General features: G+C 54.3%; 20 protein-coding genes and 1 pseudogene. 19 read left to right on the top strand and 2 right to left on the bottom strand.

From position 1 onward, the window contains the following. The 5 genes from ACCC96_RS08095 (at window position 1) to ACCC96_RS08075 (ending at window position 5,228) form a co-directional block, all read left to right on the top strand. Window positions 1–810, top strand: a complete 810-nt coding sequence (locus ACCC96_RS08095; RefSeq protein ID WP_413695459.1) for an NAD-dependent epimerase/dehydratase family protein — start codon at window positions 1–3, stop codon at window positions 808–810. Beyond that, on the top strand, window positions 807–1,898 hold the full coding sequence (locus tag ACCC96_RS08090; protein WP_413695458.1) for a mandelate racemase/muconate lactonizing enzyme family protein: 1,092 nt from the start codon (window positions 807–809) through the stop codon (window positions 1,896–1,898). Before ACCC96_RS08095 ends, ACCC96_RS08090 begins: the two co-directional genes overlap by 4 nt. A 90-nt stretch (window positions 1,899–1,988) precedes the next feature. Continuing rightward, complete coding sequence (locus ACCC96_RS08085) at window positions 1,989–2,858, top strand: aldose 1-epimerase (protein ID WP_413695457.1); 870 nt, start codon at window positions 1,989–1,991, stop codon at window positions 2,856–2,858. A gap of 49 nt (window positions 2,859–2,907) precedes the next feature. Then, a complete protein-coding gene (locus ACCC96_RS08080) occupies window positions 2,908–4,188 on the top strand; it encodes an OprD family porin (protein WP_413695456.1) in 1,281 nt (426 codons plus the stop codon). A 65-nt stretch (window positions 4,189–4,253) separates the two neighbouring features. Next, window positions 4,254–5,228 (top strand): alpha/beta hydrolase, encoded by a 975-nt coding sequence (locus ACCC96_RS08075; protein ID WP_413695455.1) that lies wholly within the window; start codon window positions 4,254–4,256, stop codon window positions 5,226–5,228. A 17-nt stretch (window positions 5,229–5,245) separates the two neighbouring features. Here the strand turns inward: ACCC96_RS08075 and ACCC96_RS08070 are convergent, their stop codons facing one another. Then, the gene (locus ACCC96_RS08070; RefSeq protein ID WP_413695454.1) at window positions 5,246–5,848 is read right to left on the bottom strand and encodes a helix-turn-helix domain-containing protein; all 603 of its coding nucleotides are present in this window, start codon (window positions 5,846–5,848) and stop codon (window positions 5,246–5,248) included. A 161-nt stretch (window positions 5,849–6,009) separates the two neighbouring features. Here ACCC96_RS08070 and ACCC96_RS08065 point away from each other — a divergent pair, with 161 nt between their 5' ends. Then, complete coding sequence (locus ACCC96_RS08065) at window positions 6,010–6,705, top strand: B3/4 domain-containing protein (RefSeq protein WP_413695453.1); 696 nt, start codon at window positions 6,010–6,012, stop codon at window positions 6,703–6,705. 30 nt (window positions 6,706–6,735) lie between these two features. Further along, window positions 6,736–7,629: a dihydrodipicolinate synthase family protein gene (locus tag ACCC96_RS08060; protein ID WP_413695452.1), complete on the top strand. Its 894-nt coding sequence runs from the start codon at window positions 6,736–6,738 to the stop codon at window positions 7,627–7,629. A 67-nt stretch (window positions 7,630–7,696) separates the two neighbouring features. Here the strand turns inward: ACCC96_RS08060 and ACCC96_RS08055 are convergent, their stop codons facing one another. Then, on the bottom strand, window positions 7,697–8,179 hold the full coding sequence (locus ACCC96_RS08055) for a DinB family protein (protein ID WP_413695451.1): 483 nt from the start codon (window positions 8,177–8,179) through the stop codon (window positions 7,697–7,699). Window positions 8,180–8,417: 238 nt separating this feature from the next. On the opposite strand from ACCC96_RS08055, the gene thrC reads away from it, so the two are divergent. From thrC to ACCC96_RS07995, 12 genes and pseudogenes are all read left to right on the top strand, one after another. Next, window positions 8,418–9,821 (top strand): threonine synthase, encoded by a 1,404-nt coding sequence (gene thrC / locus ACCC96_RS08050; protein WP_413695450.1) that lies wholly within the window; start codon window positions 8,418–8,420, stop codon window positions 9,819–9,821. Between the two features lie 14 nt (window positions 9,822–9,835). Next, a complete protein-coding gene (locus ACCC96_RS08045) occupies window positions 9,836–10,273 on the top strand; it encodes an Lrp/AsnC family transcriptional regulator (protein ID WP_413695449.1) in 438 nt (145 codons plus the stop codon). A 129-nt stretch (window positions 10,274–10,402) separates the two neighbouring features. Further along, complete coding sequence (locus tag ACCC96_RS08040; RefSeq protein WP_413695448.1) at window positions 10,403–11,452, top strand: homoserine dehydrogenase; 1,050 nt, start codon at window positions 10,403–10,405, stop codon at window positions 11,450–11,452. Window positions 11,453–11,454: 2 nt separating this feature from the next. Then, complete coding sequence (locus tag ACCC96_RS08035) at window positions 11,455–12,873, top strand: aldehyde dehydrogenase family protein (RefSeq protein WP_413695447.1); 1,419 nt, start codon at window positions 11,455–11,457, stop codon at window positions 12,871–12,873. A 55-nt stretch (window positions 12,874–12,928) separates the two neighbouring features. Further along, window positions 12,929–14,131 (top strand): trans-sulfuration enzyme family protein, encoded by a 1,203-nt coding sequence (locus ACCC96_RS08030; RefSeq protein ID WP_413695446.1) that lies wholly within the window; start codon window positions 12,929–12,931, stop codon window positions 14,129–14,131. Window positions 14,132–14,270: 139 nt separating this feature from the next. After that, complete coding sequence (locus ACCC96_RS08025) at window positions 14,271–14,588, top strand: DMT family transporter (protein ID WP_413695445.1); 318 nt, start codon at window positions 14,271–14,273, stop codon at window positions 14,586–14,588. Window positions 14,589–14,793: 205 nt separating this feature from the next. Next, window positions 14,794–15,546: a transporter substrate-binding domain-containing protein gene (locus ACCC96_RS08020; RefSeq protein ID WP_413695558.1), complete on the top strand. Its 753-nt coding sequence runs from the start codon at window positions 14,794–14,796 to the stop codon at window positions 15,544–15,546. A gap of 52 nt (window positions 15,547–15,598) precedes the next feature. Further along, a complete protein-coding gene (locus tag ACCC96_RS08015) occupies window positions 15,599–16,327 on the top strand; it encodes an ABC transporter permease (protein ID WP_413695444.1) in 729 nt (242 codons plus the stop codon). Then, the gene (locus ACCC96_RS08010) at window positions 16,324–17,034 is read left to right on the top strand and encodes an ABC transporter permease (RefSeq protein WP_413695443.1); all 711 of its coding nucleotides are present in this window, start codon (window positions 16,324–16,326) and stop codon (window positions 17,032–17,034) included. The genes ACCC96_RS08015 and ACCC96_RS08010 overlap by 4 nt, the downstream gene beginning before the upstream one ends. Before the next feature lie 52 nt (window positions 17,035–17,086). Continuing rightward, window positions 17,087–17,848: an ABC transporter ATP-binding protein gene (locus tag ACCC96_RS08005; RefSeq protein WP_413695442.1), complete on the top strand. Its 762-nt coding sequence runs from the start codon at window positions 17,087–17,089 to the stop codon at window positions 17,846–17,848. Window positions 17,849–17,860: 12 nt separating this feature from the next. Continuing rightward, window positions 17,861–18,364 (top strand): Lrp/AsnC family transcriptional regulator, encoded by a 504-nt coding sequence (locus ACCC96_RS08000; protein WP_413695441.1) that lies wholly within the window; start codon window positions 17,861–17,863, stop codon window positions 18,362–18,364. 32 nt (window positions 18,365–18,396) lie between these two features. Next, window positions 18,397–19,431 (top strand): annotated as a pseudogene (locus tag ACCC96_RS07995) (cache domain-containing protein); the annotation flags it as partial. Window positions 19,432–19,466: the final 35 nt, after the last annotated feature.

Raw genomic sequence — 19,466 nt, 5'->3', positions numbered from 1 at the left:
ATGCCTACGCTTCTTATCACCGGCGCTGCCGGTATCGTCGGAACCGCGCTGCGGCCCTTTCTTCGTCAGCGCTACAAGCTGCGCTTGTTTGACCGCAAGCCAGTCGAAGGGTTGGTTGAAGGGGAGACAGTGGTGGTCGGTGATTTGACCGACCCAACCTGTGTGCAGCAAGCGGTCGAAGGTGTTGACGGCATCATTCACCTGGCCTGCGCCCATGGCACCGACATTCAGTTCCAAAGCACGGTCGAGCCCAACTACCACGCCATCCTCTATCTGTTGGAGGCTGCCCAACGCCATGGCGTGAAGCGCTTTGTCTTCGCCAGCAGTCACCACGTGCTGGGTCAGCATCGCAGCGATGCAGCCGAGTACTTCGATGACATACCTGTGGCGCCGGACAGTTACTATGCCCTGAGCAAGGTATTCGGTGAAGCGGCCTGTGCGACGTTCTCCCAGCGCAGCGATTTGGCCACCTGGATCGTGCGCATTGGCAACGCAGACCCTAAGGTTTCCGACGCCCGTCGTCTGCGCATGTGGACCAGTGCCCGAGATCTGGCGCAACTGATGCTGATCGGCCTGGAGTATCCGGACGTTCGGCATGAGATCGTCTATGGCGTTTCGGAAAGCCCCAGTCCGCTGTTTCACAACAAGCGCGCCCGCGCCCTGGGCTACCAGCCGCAGGACAACGCCGGCGACAATCTCGCTGATAACTATTTGCCCTATGAGGCCATGGCGCCCGAAGGTTCGGGCCGTGATCACGTTGGCGGCGCCTATGCCGGCGCTCCGTTGGTCAGCGTGCTGGAGGGTGTATGAAGATCGTCCGTATCGATACGACGGTGGTGGAGATTCCGTTCCACGACGGTGGTAAAGGGCAGGGAATCACGCCCACCACCTGGAATACCCTGGAGAACGTGTTGATCCGTCTCGAGGATGAGTATGGCCATGTCGGCTGGGGCGAAGCTTTCGGCTATTTTGTGGCCGACGCGACTAAAGCCTTGGTTGACCGCCTGATTGCACCGTTACTGCTCAATCAGGAAATCAGCGACATTGCTGCCTGGAATCGTGAACTGCAACTGCGCCTGCACTTGTTCGGTCGTTATGGCGTGACTATGTTCGCCATCTCCGGCGTGGATATCGCCCTTTGGGATCTTGCTTCGCAGCGCCAGGGTGTTCCCCTGCACCGATTGCTCGGCCAGGCGACCCGCGAACAGATCCCAGCCTACGCCAGCCTGGTGCGCTACGCCGACGACGAAGTGGCCCCGGCAATTTGCGAAAAGGCGCTGGGCATGGGATTTACCGATATCAAGCTGCATGAGGTGACGCTTAAAGAGATCGCCGCCTGCCGCCACATCGTGGGCGATGACGTGCCGTTGGCTACCGATGTCAATTGTTCCTGGCGCGTATCTGATGCTCGTGACTGGTTGCCGGCCCTGCGTGACATGAACCTGGCCTGGCTGGAGGAGCCGATTTTTCCGCCAGAGGACTTCGCTACCTTGGCCAGCCTGCGAGGGCAGGGCGTACCTTTGTCCGCGGGGGAAAACTGGTGCACGGTGATGCAATTCGAGCAGGCACTCTTGACCGGTGCCGTGGATTCTATCCAGCCTAGCGTGACCAAGGTGGGTGGTATTTCCGAATGCTTGCGCATCGCCGAGCTGGCTCGTGAACAAAATGCGGTAGTGCTGCCTCATTGTCCGTATTTCGGCCCCGGTCTGATTGCCACTTTGCATTTGGCTGCAGTTCAACCTTGGGTGCCACAGGTGGAGTACCTGTTCGTGGAACCGGCGGATTGGCTCTACCCGGTCGAGTCACTGCGCAATGGCAACCAGTTGCAAATACCGCAGGGAGCCGGGCTTGGCGTGGATATCGACTTGCAGGTGATCGAGCGCTTCCGGCGCAACTGACCGCCCACTCACTTTTTTAGATGATCACCGTCGCCACTGTGAAAGCGGCGACTGGGACTTGTCGTGCCTGTTCCAGACGCTGGAGGTCGTATGCAACCTGTTGTACTGAGCAATTCGATCTGGACATTGAGCCTGCTGCCGGCTTGGGGCGGTCGTATCGCCGCCCTTCGTGCGGGAAGGCTTGATCTGCTGGTGCCCATCGACAGTGCGGGTTTCGATCCGCTGAATTGGCCCAGGGCGGGTGCCTATCCGTTGATGCCGTACTCCAACCGGCTGCGCGACGCCAAGCTGGATTTCAACGGTCGCAACCATAGGCTGCCTGCGCATCCGTCGGCAATGCCCCACACGTTGCACGGAGTGAGCCACACCCAGGCCTGGAAGGTGGTGAGCGCTGACGCAGAACATGTGCTGATCGCCTGTGACTACCAGGGGGAGCACTGGCCTTGGGCGTTCCGGGCCGAGCAGCATTTCGCCTTGCAAGGGGATCGGCTGCGCATCACTTTGACGCTGACTAATCATGCCGACCACCCGATGCCTGGCGGGCTCGGCCTGCATCCGTATTTCCAGCGGCACCCGGGGATGTGTGCGCAGTACAACGTCGGCCGTGACTGGGTGATCGACAGCGATTATCTGGCGACCGGCGAGCATCAGGACCAGCTGCACACGCTTACCTTGGAAGCTGATGACTCGAGCGCAATGGCTCATTACCAGTCGCGTTGGGACGGTCACCTGTGTGTGGAATATGCGAACGGTCGCCTTGATCTGCGAGCCTCAGCCGCGTTCAGCCATTTCGTCGCCTTCGCTCCCGCCGACGCTGCTTACCTCTGTCTTGAGCCAGTGTCACACCTCGCCGACGCCTTCAATCGGCCGCGCTCGATGTGGACGGACGTCGGCACCCATGAACTGGCGCCAGGCCAAAGTCTGACGGCCACTCTTGACTTCGTCTGGCAGGACACTTGATTTCACCACCCAAGCGCTAAACCAACACCCAACATCGAGAACAAAAATAATGAAACGATCCTCTCAAGAGGCGGGCTTCGCTCGCGCTGCAAAACCTTTGACTCTGCTGCTCGGCTTCAGCCCACTGGGTGCTCACGCCGATTTTTTCGAAGATGCCAAAGCGAATCTGACCTTGCGCAATTTTTACTACAACCATGACCTGCGTGACTCGACCAAGCCGGCACAGTCGAAGTTGGAGGAGTGGGCCCAAGGCTTCATCCTCAAGGGTGAATCCGGTTATACCGGCAGCACCATCGGCATTGGTGTGGATGTCTACGCAGGCTTGGGCCTGAAACTCGACTCTTCACCGTCGCGCAGCGGTAGCGCATTGCTGCCTGGGGCTTACGACCGCGCTGGCGGGCCGCGTAACGCGGACCCGCGTTCAGTTGATGAGTTCTCCGAGGCCACGGCGGCGCTCAAGCTGAAATACTCCAAGAGCGAACTGAAGGTCGGCGGCCTGTTTCCGAAGATTCCGCTGGTCAGTTCCGGGGATGCCCGACTGCTGCCGCAGTTTTTTGAAGGCGCCATGCTCGACATCCGTGAGATCGATAACCTGGACATCAGCCTCGGACAGATGCGCCAAGTCAATCAGCGTGAGTTCGCCGGTAGCCGAGATATCCAGGTGGGCAACTACTACAGCGTCTTCAGTGACCGCTTCAATTACTTGGGCGGCACCTGGCGTATCAATCCGCAGTGGTCTGCCGGCGTCTGGGGGGGACGTCTGGAGGATGTGTACCAGCAAAACCTGTACACCGTGACCCACACACACAAAGTTGGTGAGTGGAACCTCTCCGGTACCCTCAACTATCTCGACACCGGGGAATCCGGTGCAGAGAAGGCCGGCAACCTCGACAGTCGCATGACGTCTGCGATGCTGAGTGCCAATCTCAAGGCCCAGACCTTTCGCATTGGTTACCAGTACAACGCTGGTGAAAGTACATTACCGTTTATCCATGATACCGATCTTCCAGGTGTCGCCAACGCTGTCCAGGTGTTGCGTTTCGACCGTGCTCAGGAACGCTCCTGGCAGGCTCGTTACGACCTGGATTTCGCTCCCCTTGGAGTGCCCGGGTTGACAGCCTTCGCCCGGTACGTGAAAGGCGACAACTTCAAGGTCGCCGGTCAAGACACAAGCGAGTGGGAGCGCAACCTCGACATCACCTACGTCATCCAGGACGGCCCTCTGAGGAACCTCGCTCTTCGCTGGCGCAATGTCCAGTTGCAAGGGGATGTCACCGGACGCAGGGACGAGAACCGGGTGATCCTTGCGTATACCTTGCCGCTGCTTTAGCCCCTGATCATGTCGCCGCCTGCATGCAGTGTGGCGACCTTGCTTTTCGTGGAGTGCACTTCACCATGAACCGAACCTACACTCTTGATCCCGCCATGCAGGCCTACGTCGAGGCCAGTCAACGCTTCACTCCAGCCGACAACAGTCTGATAGCTCGACGCGACGCCTTCTTGCAGGCTTGTCGAGGGTTTACGCCACCTGCGCCTGACGGATGGCGGATCGACAATCTCGAACTGGAAGCTGTGCGTCTGCGACGGTACAAGCCTGATGGCACCGTTCCGCAAGGCGGCTGGCCGACGATGCTTTATCTTCACGGTGGTGGTTGGGATCTGGGTAGCCTTGATACCCACGATTGGTTCGCCTACGCGATAGCGCAACGAGTGAGGGTATCCATCGTTGCAGTCGATTATCGGCTTGCCCCCGAACATGCCTACCCAGCCCCTCTGGAGGATTGCCTGAAGGTTTGGCATGGACTGCGGCAGGGGCTGGTCGATCCCGATCTCAGCACTGAACGCTTGATTGTCGCCGGTGATAGCGCTGGCGGTACGCTTGCAGCCGGACTGTGTATGGCCCTAAGGCGAGATGGACACCTGCAACCGCTGGCGCAGGTGTTGATTTATCCGGTCTTGACGGCCCGATGCCACCTTCCATCCATGGGCGAGCATGCCAATGCGCCAATGATGACTGTGACCGGGTTGGCGAAGTCGCTGAAGGGTTTTCTGCCGAAGGCGCGAGACCGGCTGGATCCTTGCGCAATGCCTCTGGAAGCGAAGGACTTTAGCAGGTTGGCGCCCGCATTTATCGCAGTGGCTCAGATCGATCCTCTGCGAGATCATGGAGTGTCCTATCACGATGCGTTGCTGGCTAATGGAGTAGACGCAGAGTTGCATATCGCGCAGGGTATGGTGCATTCAGGAATAAGGGCTTTCGGGGCGCCCGTGGTGCAGGCCGCCTGGAATGGGATAGCTGTATTTGTGGAAAAAAGATTGGAGCTCAAGGCCGCTGTGGCCTTGCAGCCGCTCGGAATGCACCAGGGATGATGAGTGTGGGGGCATACCTACTTATGCATCTCGGTGACGGACATGGTGAAGATCAGCTTGGACCTGCTTGCGTTGGAGTAGGAGTGGGGGACATCTGTTTTCGCCACCGCCGAGCTACCAGCAGGAATGACTAATTCTGTTTCCCCTACAACGCATTTCAATATGCCTTTCTCCACATGGAACAGTTCAAGCGTGCCCTGAGGGTGGCCTGGTGAAGCAAAGGATTCACCTGGAAACATTTCCCAGCGCCACAGTTCAATCATGTTGGGGCCTGTGGTTCCTGCAAGAAGCCGCGCTGTACCTCCCAGATCTCCGGTCCAGAGAGTCGGGATGTCTTGACTGTCGATAATGTGGGCAGAGGGGGCGTCCGTCACATTGACGATGTCTGCAACAGAAAGGCCCAACGCTGCGGCGATTTTGCAGAGGATGCCAATGCTCGGATTAGCCGTACATTTCTCAATTTCGACGACCATTCCTTTACTCACGCCTGAGCGACGGGACAGCTCATCCAAGGTGATTTTCTGAGCCTTGCGTGCCTGTTTGAGCGTACGTGCAACGGCCAGGCTCACAGTCTGAGCATCAGCCCCAGGAACGGTCGATATACTGGTATTTAGGGTCATTATTGATGATCATGAGAAAAAGTTAGAGGGATTCTCGACGCTTGCCGCTAGTGCCGTCAATCAGCTCAGCAACGCACGCTTGATGATTTAGGTCGATATATTGACTTTATTGGTCGACAGTGACTAGCATGAAATAACATGTGGATCACTGGAGGTTTTTGATGCTGTCTGTACTGCCGTTAATCGACCAAACCGTTGCAGAGTTGGCTCCAGAGTTCAGGGCACTGAGCATTGTGGTGCAGGCTGCGCCCCTCACCAACCCGAGCGTCGCTCAAGATGCCTTGGACCGTGCTTGCCAGTCAGTGTTGTCGGGCGCCCCAAGCTGGGGAGAAGCCCACCTGACAGCATGGGCAGATGCCTTTCGAAAATTTGGGGCTAAGCCGCAACGGACTCCTTGCTCAGCCGAAGCGTTGCGTAAGCGGGTTTTACGTGACGGCAGCTTGCCGAGCTTGGACCCCATCGTCGATCTCTACAATGCCATCAGTATCGAGTACGCGATCCCGGTCGGCGGGGAAAACATAGAAGCCTATGTAGGTTCTCCGCAGCTTGTAGTCGCCGATGGCACCGAGCCGTTTGACACCATGAAAGAAGGTGCGCCTGCTTACGAGTATCCAGATGCCGGCGAGGTGGTATGGCGCGATGATAAAGGTGTGACATGCCGCCGCTGGAATTGGCGGCAAGGTGTCAGAACTCGGCTGAGCGCAGATGCAAAACACATGTGGTTCATTCTGGAAAGTTTGCCGGAAATGCCGCTTGAAGCGTTGACTGAAGCCGGCGACAAGCTGATTGAAGGCCTGCAAGGGATGATGCCAGGCGTCCAGATAGAGAGTTTGCTGATCGGTCCCGGAGCCAATTAATCGATAGGCGAAAGCCTGGAGTGATGAACGATGTTTACCGGTCTTAGCGCATTTCCTTTGACGCCAATGAATGAGCAAGGTGTGGATGAAAATGCCTTCACTCGTCTTGTGCAGCAACTGGTGGCTGCAAAAGTAGATTCCATTGGTGCTCTCGGGTCTACAGGAAGCTATGCGTATCTTTCTCGGGCTGAGCGTTCTCGAGTTGCGCAGTTGGCGGTAGAGGCGGCGGGGGATGTGCCTGTCATGGTCAGTATTGGATCGGTGCGCACCCGCGACGTGCTGTTGCTCGCCGAGGAAGCACAGATGGTGGGGGTCAAAGCCTTGTTGCTGCCACCAGTTTCCTATCAGAAATTGTCTCAGGACGATGTTTTTTCGCTGTATGAAACGGTTACGGCCAATATCTCAGTTCCGCTATGTATCTATGACAATCCTGGTACTACTCATTTCGAATTTACTGATGAGCTGCATGGGCGCATTGCCGAGCTACCCAATGTGAGCTCAATCAAAATCCCGGGCGTTCCCGAAGCCCCCTACCTGGCCAAGGCTCGCGTGGATCGTCTTCGAAAGCTGATTCCGAACCACGTTACGATCGGAGTAAGTGGTGACGCGTTTGCTGCTGTCGGCATGAATGCTGGCTGTGACGCTTGGTACTCCGTCATGGGAGGGCTGTTCCCCAACACTGCGCTTGCAATCACGCGAGCGGCATTGTCAGGTGATGCCTGCGAGGCTACACACCTTTCTGAGTCATTAAAGCCGCTCTGGACATTGTTCAGGCAATTCGGAGGAAGCTTGCGCGTGATAGCGACAGCAGCGGAGCTTCGTGGTTTTACCCACTCTCCGAGCTTGCCACTGCCGCTCAGAACCATAACTGGGGAAGGGCGTAAGCGAATTGCCGCGGTGATCGATGAGCTTGAACTGAGCTGAATATCGGGTGGGACATCGAAAGAGAAAGCCTGCCCCATCCTCCTTGATGAGGCAGGAAAACTGGTGCCTAGAGTTTCAAAAACGTTGTGAAATGGTCCTTGTGATCCTGCAGGATTTCCCGTGGCAGGATCGTGCCGATACCCCCTCGATGCTGTAGACCATGGGAAAGTACATGGGCAAGGATTTGTTCCTTGGTCATGTTGCCCGGTTTTCCGTCCTTGAAATTAAACGCCACTGGATCAGACAGCTCCATTGCCGTGACTGATTTTGTGTAGTTAACAAACCATTGATTTGCTCTCGAAAAATCCTCCTCCAGCTGAATGATGTCTTGCCGTTGTTCGGTGACGACGTCATCAAACCCGTCTGGCTTTCCTTGCAGTCGGGCGATGAACAGTTGATCAACAATATTAATGTGGCTGAGCCAATAGCAGGCTTTCTCCATTTCTACTGGAAAGGATGTTGCCGCAGGTGCTTTCAGGCACTTGAATAGCGCCTCCTCAGACCATGCCTTGTACCGATAAAGCGAGTGCAGCAAGTCCTTGGTACACATGGTGTTCTCCCGAATTTCTAAGCGTTAATGTCCCTGGCCCGTTGGAAACGGTAAGCGACAGGGCGCCTTCCTGCAGGGGCGCCGAATGCCGTTGGACAGATTAGATAGTCACTATATTGACTTTTATAGTCAATGGTCTGAAGCTGGTAGCAGGCGATGAAAGTCGCCGCACTGAATTTCAGCAGAGCACAGCCTTGCGGGTGGCAAGCTCGTAGATGGCGAGAGGGTGTCTAAGATCATGAAGTACGTCAGCACACGGACGCCTGGTAAAACATTCGAATTCAGCGAGGTACTGATGGGCTCGTACGCGCCGGATGGAGGTTTGTTCGTGCCATGCAAGGTTCCTCGCTTCAAAAGCGAGGAACTCTCCAAGTTGGAATGGCTGCCCTTTCATGAGCTGGCCCGCCATGTGATCGAGCCTTTTCTGGGGGGCTGGATCCCGCGAGATCAGCTGTCTCAGATTCTCGAGGAGACGTTTGACTGTTTCAAAAGCAAAGCGGTTGCGCCGCTATACCAGACGGCAAGTAATGAGTGGATATTGGAGTTGTTTCATGGGCCAGCAGGCGTCTATCAAGACTTTGGCCTCCAATTGATGTCTCGGCTGGTTGAGTACTCTTTACTGAAGTCGGGAAAGAAAGCGCTTGTTGTGGGTTGCACGGGGGGAGACACGGGCGCTGCTGCTATTACAGCGTTTTCGGGGATCCAGGACGTCACCGTAATTGTATTGCATCCTTCCAGAGGAATAACGGAAGAGCACAGACGTCGCTTATTGAGTACTGATGAAGAGAATATTATAAACGTTGCAGTGGATGGGGATTATTCCGATTGCCATCGACTATGCGAACAGTTCTTTGGGCGCAACAGCAAAACGCAGCAGCATCTCATATCGTTCAATTCAGTAAACTGGGTTCGGGTGCTTGCACATCTATCCTTCTATTTCTATTCCGCCCTGCAACTCGGAGCGCCTAAGAGGGAAATTGCCTTCAGTGTGCCAACCGGAAATTTTGGTGCGCTGTATGCAGGTTATATTGCCAAGGAAATGGGATTGCCCATCCGGCAATTGATAGTCGCCACGAATGCCAATGCTGGCCTGCATAATTTTCTCCAGTCCAACCTCTACAGTCGTCATGAAATTCGTATTACCAATACTCCTAGTATGAATGTATCACTGGCCTCGAATTTTGAACGCTTGCAATGGAGTATTCTTGACCGGTGTGGAGAAAAAGTAGCACGAAATATGGAGTTATTAGAAGGCGAGGGTGCTATTCAGCTAGAGCAAGATGAATGGTTGGAGGCGCGAAGACTTTTCGACTCGCTGGCCGTGGAAGATTCGGATGCTTTCAGTAGTATTCATGAGGTATTTGAGCAGAGTGGTTATCTGGTCAGTCCCAATACCGCGATTGGCTTGCGAGCCGCTCGTGTCAGCAGGCGCAGCTTACTTATTCCCATGATCTGTCTGGCGACAACACACCCATCGAAGAGTGCTGCAGTGATTGATGGGTCAGGTGCGTTCAGTGTCATAAAAGGGGTAGGTGTTACTCCTTGGCCTGACGATAAATGTATTTCAATTCCTAATGATGTTGGCGCACTGATGCAGCTCATCGGGACGTTGTCCACAGACACGGAGTCTCGCTCGTTATAAGTTTGGGGTCAGAGATGAAGCGTGTTTTAGATAAGGTCGATGAGAAAATATTGGAAGAGCTTACCCGTAATGCGCGGCTTGCTCACAATGACATCGCAATGAAAGTTAACTTGTCCAGGAATGCCGTCAGACTCCGGATTGAACGATTGGAACGCGATGGATACGTCAGGGGGTATACGATCATTAAAGGGATGCCCTCTACGGATGCGGGGCCCATCAACGCGTTAATCTTCGTTTATCGTAAAGACAGGATGCGTGATGCTGAGGTTGTCCGTTCTGTTGCAGCTATGCCTGAAGTCATTTCATGCAACGTGATGAGTGGCGATCTTGATATTGTATTGACTGTTGAGGCTATGAGCTCAGATCGTATCCATCGGGTCTGGAGTGAAATTTCGGCGCTGCCAGGGGTTCTAAACACCGTAACGTCTTTTGTTTTATCCAGCACCAAGTAGCACGTACGAAAGCAGAGTGCGCTGCTGTACGAGCATTTTGCTCGCAACAATGTTCTGTTTGCCATATTCGTGAAAGCACGTTAACGGATTACTATTTCAGCACCAAAACATAACAATGAGAACGTTGTCGTGACTGAATATAAAATTGCTCTACTTGGCTTCGGCGGCGTCAATCGCGCCCTGACTCAGCTTATTGCCGATAAGAACTCGCGCTGGGCAGATGAGTTGGGTTTCAAGCTGAAGATTGTCGGCGTCAGCGACCTTTACCTTGGCTCAATTATCAATAAAGACGGTCTGGATGCTCGTGAGTTGGCCGCAGTGCCTGCCGCAAAAGGGGGCTTCAGAACCTTGCCAGGCGGCAGTGCTGAACCCGCTAACGAAACGGTCATCCGCTTCTCGGGTGCCGATATCATCGCTGAAGCAACGTTCACCAACCCTGTGGACGGTGAGCCAGCCACTACCTTCTGCCGCTGGGCTCTGGAGAAGGGCGTTAGCGTTGTGACCACTAACAAAGGGCCGGTGGCGCTGCATGCTGAAAGTTTGAAAGCGCTCGCCGAAAGCACCGGTGCCCGGTTCGAGTTCGAAGGTTCTGTGATGAGCGGAACGCCCGTTATCCGTTTGGCCAAGGAGTCGCTTGCGGGTTCGGAAATCAGCGGCTTCAAAGGAATCCTGAACGGCACTTCCAACTTTGTCCTCTCGAGTATGGAGACAGGTCTGGACTTCTCCAAAGCTGTCGCAAAGGCCCAGGAGTTGGGGTATGCCGAAGCTGATCCAACAGCGGATGTGGAAGGCCATGATGTTCGTCTGAAGGTCGTCATTTTGGCGAATGAACTGCTGGGTGCAAAGCTTAAGCCTAGCGATGTTCTATGCAGGGGCATCTCCGGAATTACCGCCAAAGATATTGCAGACGCAACGAAAGCCAATGCCCGATGGAAACTGATCGGCAGTGCGGAGAAGCTGAGTGATGGTTCGATCTCTGCCTCGGTCAGTCCTCAGTTACTGCCATCCAATGACGCGCTTTGCGGTGTGAGTGGAGCAACCAACGCAATCACCTTTAATACCGCCATTCTCGGCCCTGTCACTGTCGTGGGTGCGGGTGCTGGTCGCTTTGAAACTGCCTTTGCCTTGCTCGCCGATATCGTGAGCATCCACAAGATTAAAACCCAGTCAGGTAAGTAATCATGAATAGCTTGAGTCTCTCACTCGCTGCTGATTATAAGGCCATTACGGTGCTTAGCCCGTTTGACGGTAGCAAGGTGGGTGAGGTGGCAGACATGCCTGCTTCATCGGCCACCACGATAGTCGACACGGCTAGTTTGGGTGCCTTGATTGCCAGGGACCTGCCGCGACATGAACGGGCACGCATATTGGAAAAGGCGGCGTTCTCGGTTGAGCGTGATAAGGATGCCTTTGCCACACTGATTGTGTCGGAGTCGGGCAAAACGCTGAAGCAGGCGAGAAAAGAGGTGTTGCGCTGCATCAATACGTTGAAGTTGTCGGCCGAGGAGGCCAAGCGTAATGCCGGTGAAGTGATTCCTTTCGATGCTTATGTCGGATCCGAGTCTCGCCAGGGATGGTTCACTCGCGAACCCCTGGGAGTAATCGTCGCGATCACGCCTTACAACGACCCTCTCAATCTGGTCGCACATAAATTGGGACCTGCCATTGCGGGGGGGAATGCGGTTGTTCTCAAGCCGTCTGAGCTCACACCTCTATCAGCGATCAAACTGGTGGATTGTCTTATCGATGCAGGCCTGCCTCCAGTTGTTGTGACAGTCGCCACAGGAGGGGCTGCGCTGGGCAAGGCCTTGGTCGCGCACCGGGCGGTACGCATGGTTTCGTTCACGGGCGGCTTCGTCACGGGTGAGCAAATCTCGCGTACAGCCGGGCTCAAAAAACTGGCGATGGACCTTGGCGGAAATGCCCCGGTTATCGTAATGGCCGATTGCAATCTGAATGAAACAGTCGACTCGTGTGTGTCGGGTGCTTTCTGGGCTGCCGGACAGAACTGCATTGGCACCCAGCGGATTTTAATCGAGACGCCACTCTACGAAGCATTCAAAACACGCTTCGTTGAGAAAACCAGCCAATTGATCGTGGGTAATCCAGCGGATGAGCAGACGGATGTCGGCCCTATGATTACTGAGGCGTCAGCCAAGCGCACCGAGGAGGTGGTGAATGATGCCATTACTAAAGGCGCGACCTTGCTGTTTGGCAATGCACGCAACGGTTCGCTTTATTCACCCACCATTCTGGAAGGCGTCGACCGCCACTGCAAGCTGTGGTGCGAGGAAGTATTCAGCCCTGTCGTGATACTCCAGAGCGTAGGTTCCCTGGATGAGGCCCTGACGCTGGCCAACGAACCGGAATACAGCCTGCACGCCGGGATCTTCACCAATGATTTGAATGTTGCGATGAAGGCAGCCAAGCGGCTTGAGGCAGGCGGCGTCATGATCAACGACTCCTCGGACTATCGATTCGACGCAATGCCTTTCGGCGGTTTCAAGTACGGGAGCATGGGACGTGAAGGCGTGCGTTTTGCCTACGAAGATATGACGCAACCCAAGGTTATTTGCATTAACGGTGTGAGTGGAAGCTAAACAAATCGTTCGAATTCACAACGAATGACACAACAACAAAATCAGAGGAATCGACATGCGTCCCGATAAGCACAACCTATCAACATTATCTGCAGCGACGCTGGCAGTTCATGGCGGGAATGTCGCGGATGTCACCAGTGGTGCCGTCCGTACTCCATTGGTAATGGCTAACTCCTATCTTTTGCCCGAAGATCCGGCGACCATGGACTGGTCGAGTCCAGACGGCCTTGTGTATACGCGCAATCAAGGCCACAACCAGGTTTGTCTGGAGAAGAAACTTGCAGCCCTCGAGGGTTGTGAAGATGCGGTGGTATTCGCTACCGGTGTCGCCGCGTTGCATTCGGTGTTTTTTTCTTTCTTGAAAAGTGGCGACCATGTCATCGTCAGCGACATCACCTACCAAGCTGTTTGGCGACTTTTCGCAGAACTCCTGCCTGAACGTTACAGGATTGAAGCGACGTTTGTAGACGTCGGTGATCTGGAGTCGGTCCGTCAAGCCATCCGACCCAACACTAAGCTGATCCATACCGAAACGATCGCCAACCCGACCACCAAAGTCGCAGATATTGCAGCGCTGGCTGAGATTGCCCATGCGCATGGCGCACTGATCTCAGTGGATGCAACGTTCACCCCGCCGCCCTTTTTCCGTGCGAGTGAGCACGGTGTTGACTTCGTCGTTCACTCATTGACCAAATACATCAATGGCCATGGCGATGCTATGGGTGGTGTAGTGATCGGTTCCAACCAGTTGATCAACAAGATTAAAAATGATGCATTGGTCGACCTGGGCGCGACCATTTCGCCATTCAATGCCTGGATGATCATGCGCGGCTCAGTCACGTTGCCGCTGCGTCTGAAGCAACTGTTGAACACGGCTGAAAAACTGGCTCAGTTTCTTGATGCCGACGATCGTATTGCCTACGTCTACTACCCGGGTTTGCCTTCCCACCCGCAGCATGAGCTGGCGCGCCGGCAATTTGCAGGCAAGGGATATGGGGCGGTGATGGCCTTCGCGGTGAAGGGCGACCCTGATACGCAGAACCGGTTTGTTTCGAATCTGCGCATCATCACTTCCGCCGTTTCATTAGGCCATGATGAATCGCTGATAGTGCATGTGGGCGCAGAAGGTCGGGGCGGTTTTGACAAGTACCCCAAAGAGTTTCGTCAGTATGGTCATTTACGTTTTTCAGTCGGGCTGGAAGATCCAGAAGACTTGATCAAGGATATTACGTTCGCGCTGGATGCAACATTCAAGTGATTTAAATACAGGCGTCACGCAACCAGGGTTTGGTCAACCCGTCTTTACCCCCGTGCTTGCGGGGGTCTTTTTAAGTAAGTTAACAGGTTAGCCCTATTAAAGGTTAGTCGTTTGCTCGCTCGCGGTTTAGGAGAAGCTCGTGGCTTGGGTAAGTTTGATCATTGCAGGAATACTTGAAGTTGTCTGGGCGTTTTCGATGAAACAGTCGGAGGGTTTTACGCGATTAGTACCGACGGTTATTACATTTGTTACAGTGATAGCCAGTTTTGCGCTGCTCTCTTTCTCTATGAAAAGCTTGCCGTTGGGCACAGCGTACACTATCTGGACTGGTATTGGCGCAGTGGGAGCATTCGCTGCGGGTATGTTTTTCCTGGATGAACCTGCCAGCGTGCTGCGCGTAATGGCCGCCACTTTGATTGTCAGTGGCTTGTTGATGATGAAGTTGGTGTCTGTCTGAACGGCGAGCATTTTGCTCGTGATATTGATCAATTTGCCATATTCGTTAAGTCACGACACTCAGGTAGCGTTTAAGGCGAGGCGATGGCTTCAGCCAATAACAATGAAGGTAATGTTTCAATGCTGTCAGATGTTTACTGCCCTTAAATCCAACTACAAAATCTAGGGATGTACTTATGATTTCGCTAAGAAAACTGTGTTTTATAATGCTCTTTGCGTTGTGCACGAGTGTAGTGTCGGCCAAGGAATACACCAATCTGCGCTTTGGCGTGGACGCTAACTACGCGCCGTTCGAGTCCAAGTCGGCTGATGGCAGCCTCAAAGGATTTGATATTGATTTGGGTAATGCGATTTGCGCCAAACTTCAAGTTAAATGCATCTGGGTCGAGAGCGATTTTGACGGCCTGATCCCAGGCCTCAGAGCTGGCAAGTTCGACGGTATTCTCTCGTCCATGACAGTGACGCCCTCGCGCGAAAAAGCCATCGACTTCTCAAATGAGCTTTTTTCCGGATTTACGTCCTATGTATTCAAGAAAAGTTCGGGCTTGAGCGCAGACGTGACGTCCCTCAAGGGCAAAACGGTCGGTTACTTTCAGGGCAGCATCCAGGAAGCCTACGCTAAAGCCGTTCTGGACAAAGCCGGCGTAAAAATTCAGTCCTATCAAAACCAGGATCAGGTGTACTACGACCTTGTAGCGGGACGGCTGGATGCATCCCTCCAGGACACGTTGCAAGCTCAGTTGGGTTTTATCAACTCGCCGCAGGGCGCTGAATACGAAATCAGCCAGTCCGTTGAGAGCCCTTATCTTCCCTCCAAAACAGCCATCGGCATCGCCAAGGACAATACAGAACTCAAGGCGTTGCTGGATAAAGCGATCCGGGCCTTACACGAAGATGGCACCTATGATTCGATCCAGAAGCAGCATTTCGGCGATCTGAATCTTTACAGCGGCAAATAACCATCCGGCGCTCGTCCGCTGGATGGGCCTTTATCGCTATAGGTTGTTGATCATGTTCGAAACACTATTAGGCGCGCTGGGGCTCTCTGCATTCAGCCTGAAAGGGTTTGGCCCTTTGTTGCTCGAAGGCGCCTGGATGACCATCAAGCTGTCTCTGTCTTCCCTGGCGCTCAGCGTACTGCTGGGGCTGATCGGGGCCAGCGCCAAACTTTCCAGCCTCAAGCTGCTGCGTTTGCCAGCGCAGATCTACACCACACTGATTCGGGGAGTGCCGGATCTTGTACTGATGTTATTGATTTTCTACAGCCTGCAAACCTGGCTGACGGTACTCACAGTCGCTCTGGGCTGGGAGTACATCGAGATCAACCCCTTTGTCGCCGGGATTATCACCCTTGGATTCATCTACGGCGCGTATTTCACCGAAACGTTCCGTGGCGCAATGCTGGCAGTGCCCCGGGGTCAGGTCGAAGCCGCGACTGCTTATGGGTTAAGTCGCACTCAGCGTTTTTGCTTCGTGATGTTCCCGCAAATGATGCGGTTCGCTTTGCCGGGGCTTGGCAACAACTGGATGGTGATTCTAAAAGCCACCGCGCTGGTATCGATCATCGGTCTGGCTGACTTGGTGAAAGCCGCCCAGGACGCGGGGAAAAGCACCTATCAATTATTCTTCTTCCTGGTGCTTGCTGCATTGACGTACCTCGTCATCACCAGCTTTTCAAATCTAATCCTGCGCTTGCTTGAGCGGCGCTACGCGGTGGGTTCACGGGAGGCGGTGCGATGATCGAGCTTTTGCAGGAGTATTGGAGGCCTTTCTTCTTCAGCGATGGTCAGCAGATAACCGGTCTGGCCATGACGTTGTGGCTACTCAGTGCCTCACTGTTCATCGGCTTTATCGTGTCGATTCCACTGTCAATCGCTCGAGTGTCACCCAGGTTCTACGTGCGCTGGCCGGTGCAGTTCTACACCTATCTGTTCAGGGGAACGCCGCTCTATATCCAGTTACTGATTTGCTACTCCGGGATCTATAGCCTGGCTGCAATACGTGCGCAGCCTGTGCTCGATACTTTTTTCCGGGATGCGATGAACTGCACCATTCTGGCCTTCGCCCTGAATACTTGCGCCTACACCACAGAGATATTTGCTGGTGCCATTCGCAACATCGCACATGGAGAGGTTGAGGCTGCAAAAGCTTACGGCCTCTCAGGTTGGAAGCTCTACGCGTTTGTGATCATGCCATCAGCCTTGCGTCGCTCGCTGCCGTATTACAGCAACGAAGTCATCCTGATGCTGCACTCGACCACGGTGGCGTTCACCGCCACTGTTCCGGACATCCTGAAAGTCGCGCGGGACGCGAATTCAGCGACCTTTTTGACCTTTCAATCGTTTGGGATCGCTGCACTGATTTACCTGGCGGTGACCTTTGCGCTGGTCGGCCTGTTCCGAGTTGCCGAGCGTCACTGGCTGGCTTTTCTTGGGCCGACTCACTGAACCCAGTATCGACACTGCTGCTCCCAATCCGCATTAGAGGATGATTGCGAACATGTACAAATTGACTGTTGACGGGCTACACAAAAGTTACGGTAGCCATGAAGTACTCAAGGGCGTTTCCCTGCAAGCCAAAACAGGTGACGTGATCAGCCTGATCGGCGCCAGTGGTTCGGGTAAGAGTACTTTCCTGCGCTGCATTAATTTTCTCGAAACGCCCAACGACGGTGCCATGAGTCTGGATGGTAAACCGATCCGCATGGTTAAAAACCATATGGGGCTGCATGTGGCCGATGACCGCGAACTGCAACGATTGCGCACCCGCCTGGCCATGGTGTTCCAGCACTTCAACCTGTGGGGCCACATGACTGTGTTGGACAACATCACCATTGCACCGCGGCGGGTGCTGGGTGTCAGTAAAAAAGATGCGGAAGATCGTGCCCGGCGATATCTGGAAAAGGTGGGGCTGCCGGCCCGTGTTGCCGATCAATTCCCTGCGTTTCTTTCCGGAGGCCAACAGCAGCGGGTAGCGATCGCCCGGGCTCTGGCCATGGAACCTGAAGTCATGCTGTTCGACGAACCTACATCGGCACTCGACCCTGAAGTGGTAGGCGAAGTGCTGAAAGTCATCCAAGGGCTCGCTGAAGAAGGTCGGACCATGATCATGGTGACCCATGAAATGGGTTTTGCCCGCAAGGTCTCGAACCAGCTGCTGTTTCTTCATCAAGGCCTTGTCGAAGAGCAGGGCGGGCCAGAAATTCTGGACAACCCGAGCAGCGAGCGTCTGCAGCAATTTCTGTCCAATGGACTGAAGTGAAAAACCTTTTATATGAGTACTGGAAGTGAAGCCTTGAGGACTTTTGATACTTTGGGGCGTATCGACGAGGCAATCATTGACGTGCTGCGCCACAACGGGCGCATCACTTACAAAAAGCTTGCCTCACTTGTGCACTTGAGTCAGAGCCCTTGCCAGCAGCGTGTACGTAAGTTGGAAAGGCTAGGGGTCATTCGTGGCTACGGTGCTTTCATCGACGAGAAAAGGCTCTCACCTGGTTTATCTCTGCTGGTGCTGGTTGGATTGGCTGAGGGTAAGGGGCTCAGCGCGCAAAAGGCGTTTGAAGCTGTAGTTGGTGCTTGCCCGCAGGTCATTGAGTGTCAGCTCATCAGTAGTGCGTTTGATTACTCTCTGCGCATGCGTTGCCGGGATATGGAGCATTTCCGCTCACTCACTGAACGCTGGTTGGAGAGTACTGAACTGCATATTGAGAAACTGGCAGCCTATCCAGAGTTGGCCGTCATCAAGCACTCATCGACGCATCTTGGTATCGAATAATAACTACAATATTCCCGGTCTTCGGATAAATCATGATGATTGCTAACCTGAAGTTCAGTCATAAGGTACTGCTTGCTGCATCGTTCGTCGTCGTCGCAGCGTTTTCGCTCTTTACTTTGTACAACGATTCGATCCAGCGCAAAACCATCCGCAGCAATCTTGAAAACCACCTTGAAGAAATGAGCAAAATCACGGCGAGCAGCGTTCAGGCGTGGCTATCTGGACGGGTATTGCTGGTTGACTATATTGCTCAGACGGTTGCCAACGACCCGGCGGCGGACAGTGTTACGCGCCTGCTGGAGCAAAGGTCATTGCTATCGACATTTACGTTCACCTACCTAGGCAGTCGTGACGGTAGTTTCACCATACGGCCAAAGGACGATTTACCCGCTGACTACGATCCGCGAACCCGGCCCTGGTATAAGGACGCAATGACTGCCGGGGGAACCACATTGACTGAACCTTACCTCGACGTCACTACGGGTCAGTTGATGATGACGATTGCGACACCGGTTAGCCATGACGGCCAGGCACTTGGGGTGGTGGGAGGCGACCTGACACTGGACACATTGGCGAAGATCGTCAGCTCGCTCGATGTGGGTGGGATTGGTTATGCCTTTTTGGTCAGCGCTGATGGCAAGGTGCTGGTCCACCCGAACAAAGATCTGGTGATGAAACAGCTGAGTGATATTTACCCGCGAAATACGCCGACTCTCAATACCCACATCAATGAGACTGAGCAGGAGGGCAGTCCGTGGATTTTGATGTTCTCCCCGATCAAAGGCCTGCCTTCGGTAAATTGGTATATCGGCTTGTCCATCGACAAAAACAAAGCCTACGAAGCGCTTGGAGACTTCCGCGCCTCTGCAATTTTGGCCACGGTTATTGCAGTGTTCATCACGCTGCTTCTGCTGGGCATGCTCATTCGCGTATTGATGCAGCCTTTGAGGCTGATGGGTAAAGCCATGCGTGATATTGCCCAAGGGGAGGGCGACCTTACCCGCCGTTTGAATGTGCACTCCAAGGATGAATTCGGCGAGTTGGCTCACGACTTCAACCTTTTCGTGGAGCGCATCCAACACTCAATACGTGAGGTGTCTTC

The sequence above is a fragment of the Pseudomonas sp. Pseusp11 genome, from assembly GCF_047304405.1.
Lineage (GTDB): Bacteria > Pseudomonadota > Gammaproteobacteria > Pseudomonadales > Pseudomonadaceae > Aquipseudomonas.
The sequence above is the reverse complement of the archived record's forward strand: the minus strand, read 5'-3'. Positions and strand labels throughout refer to the sequence as shown.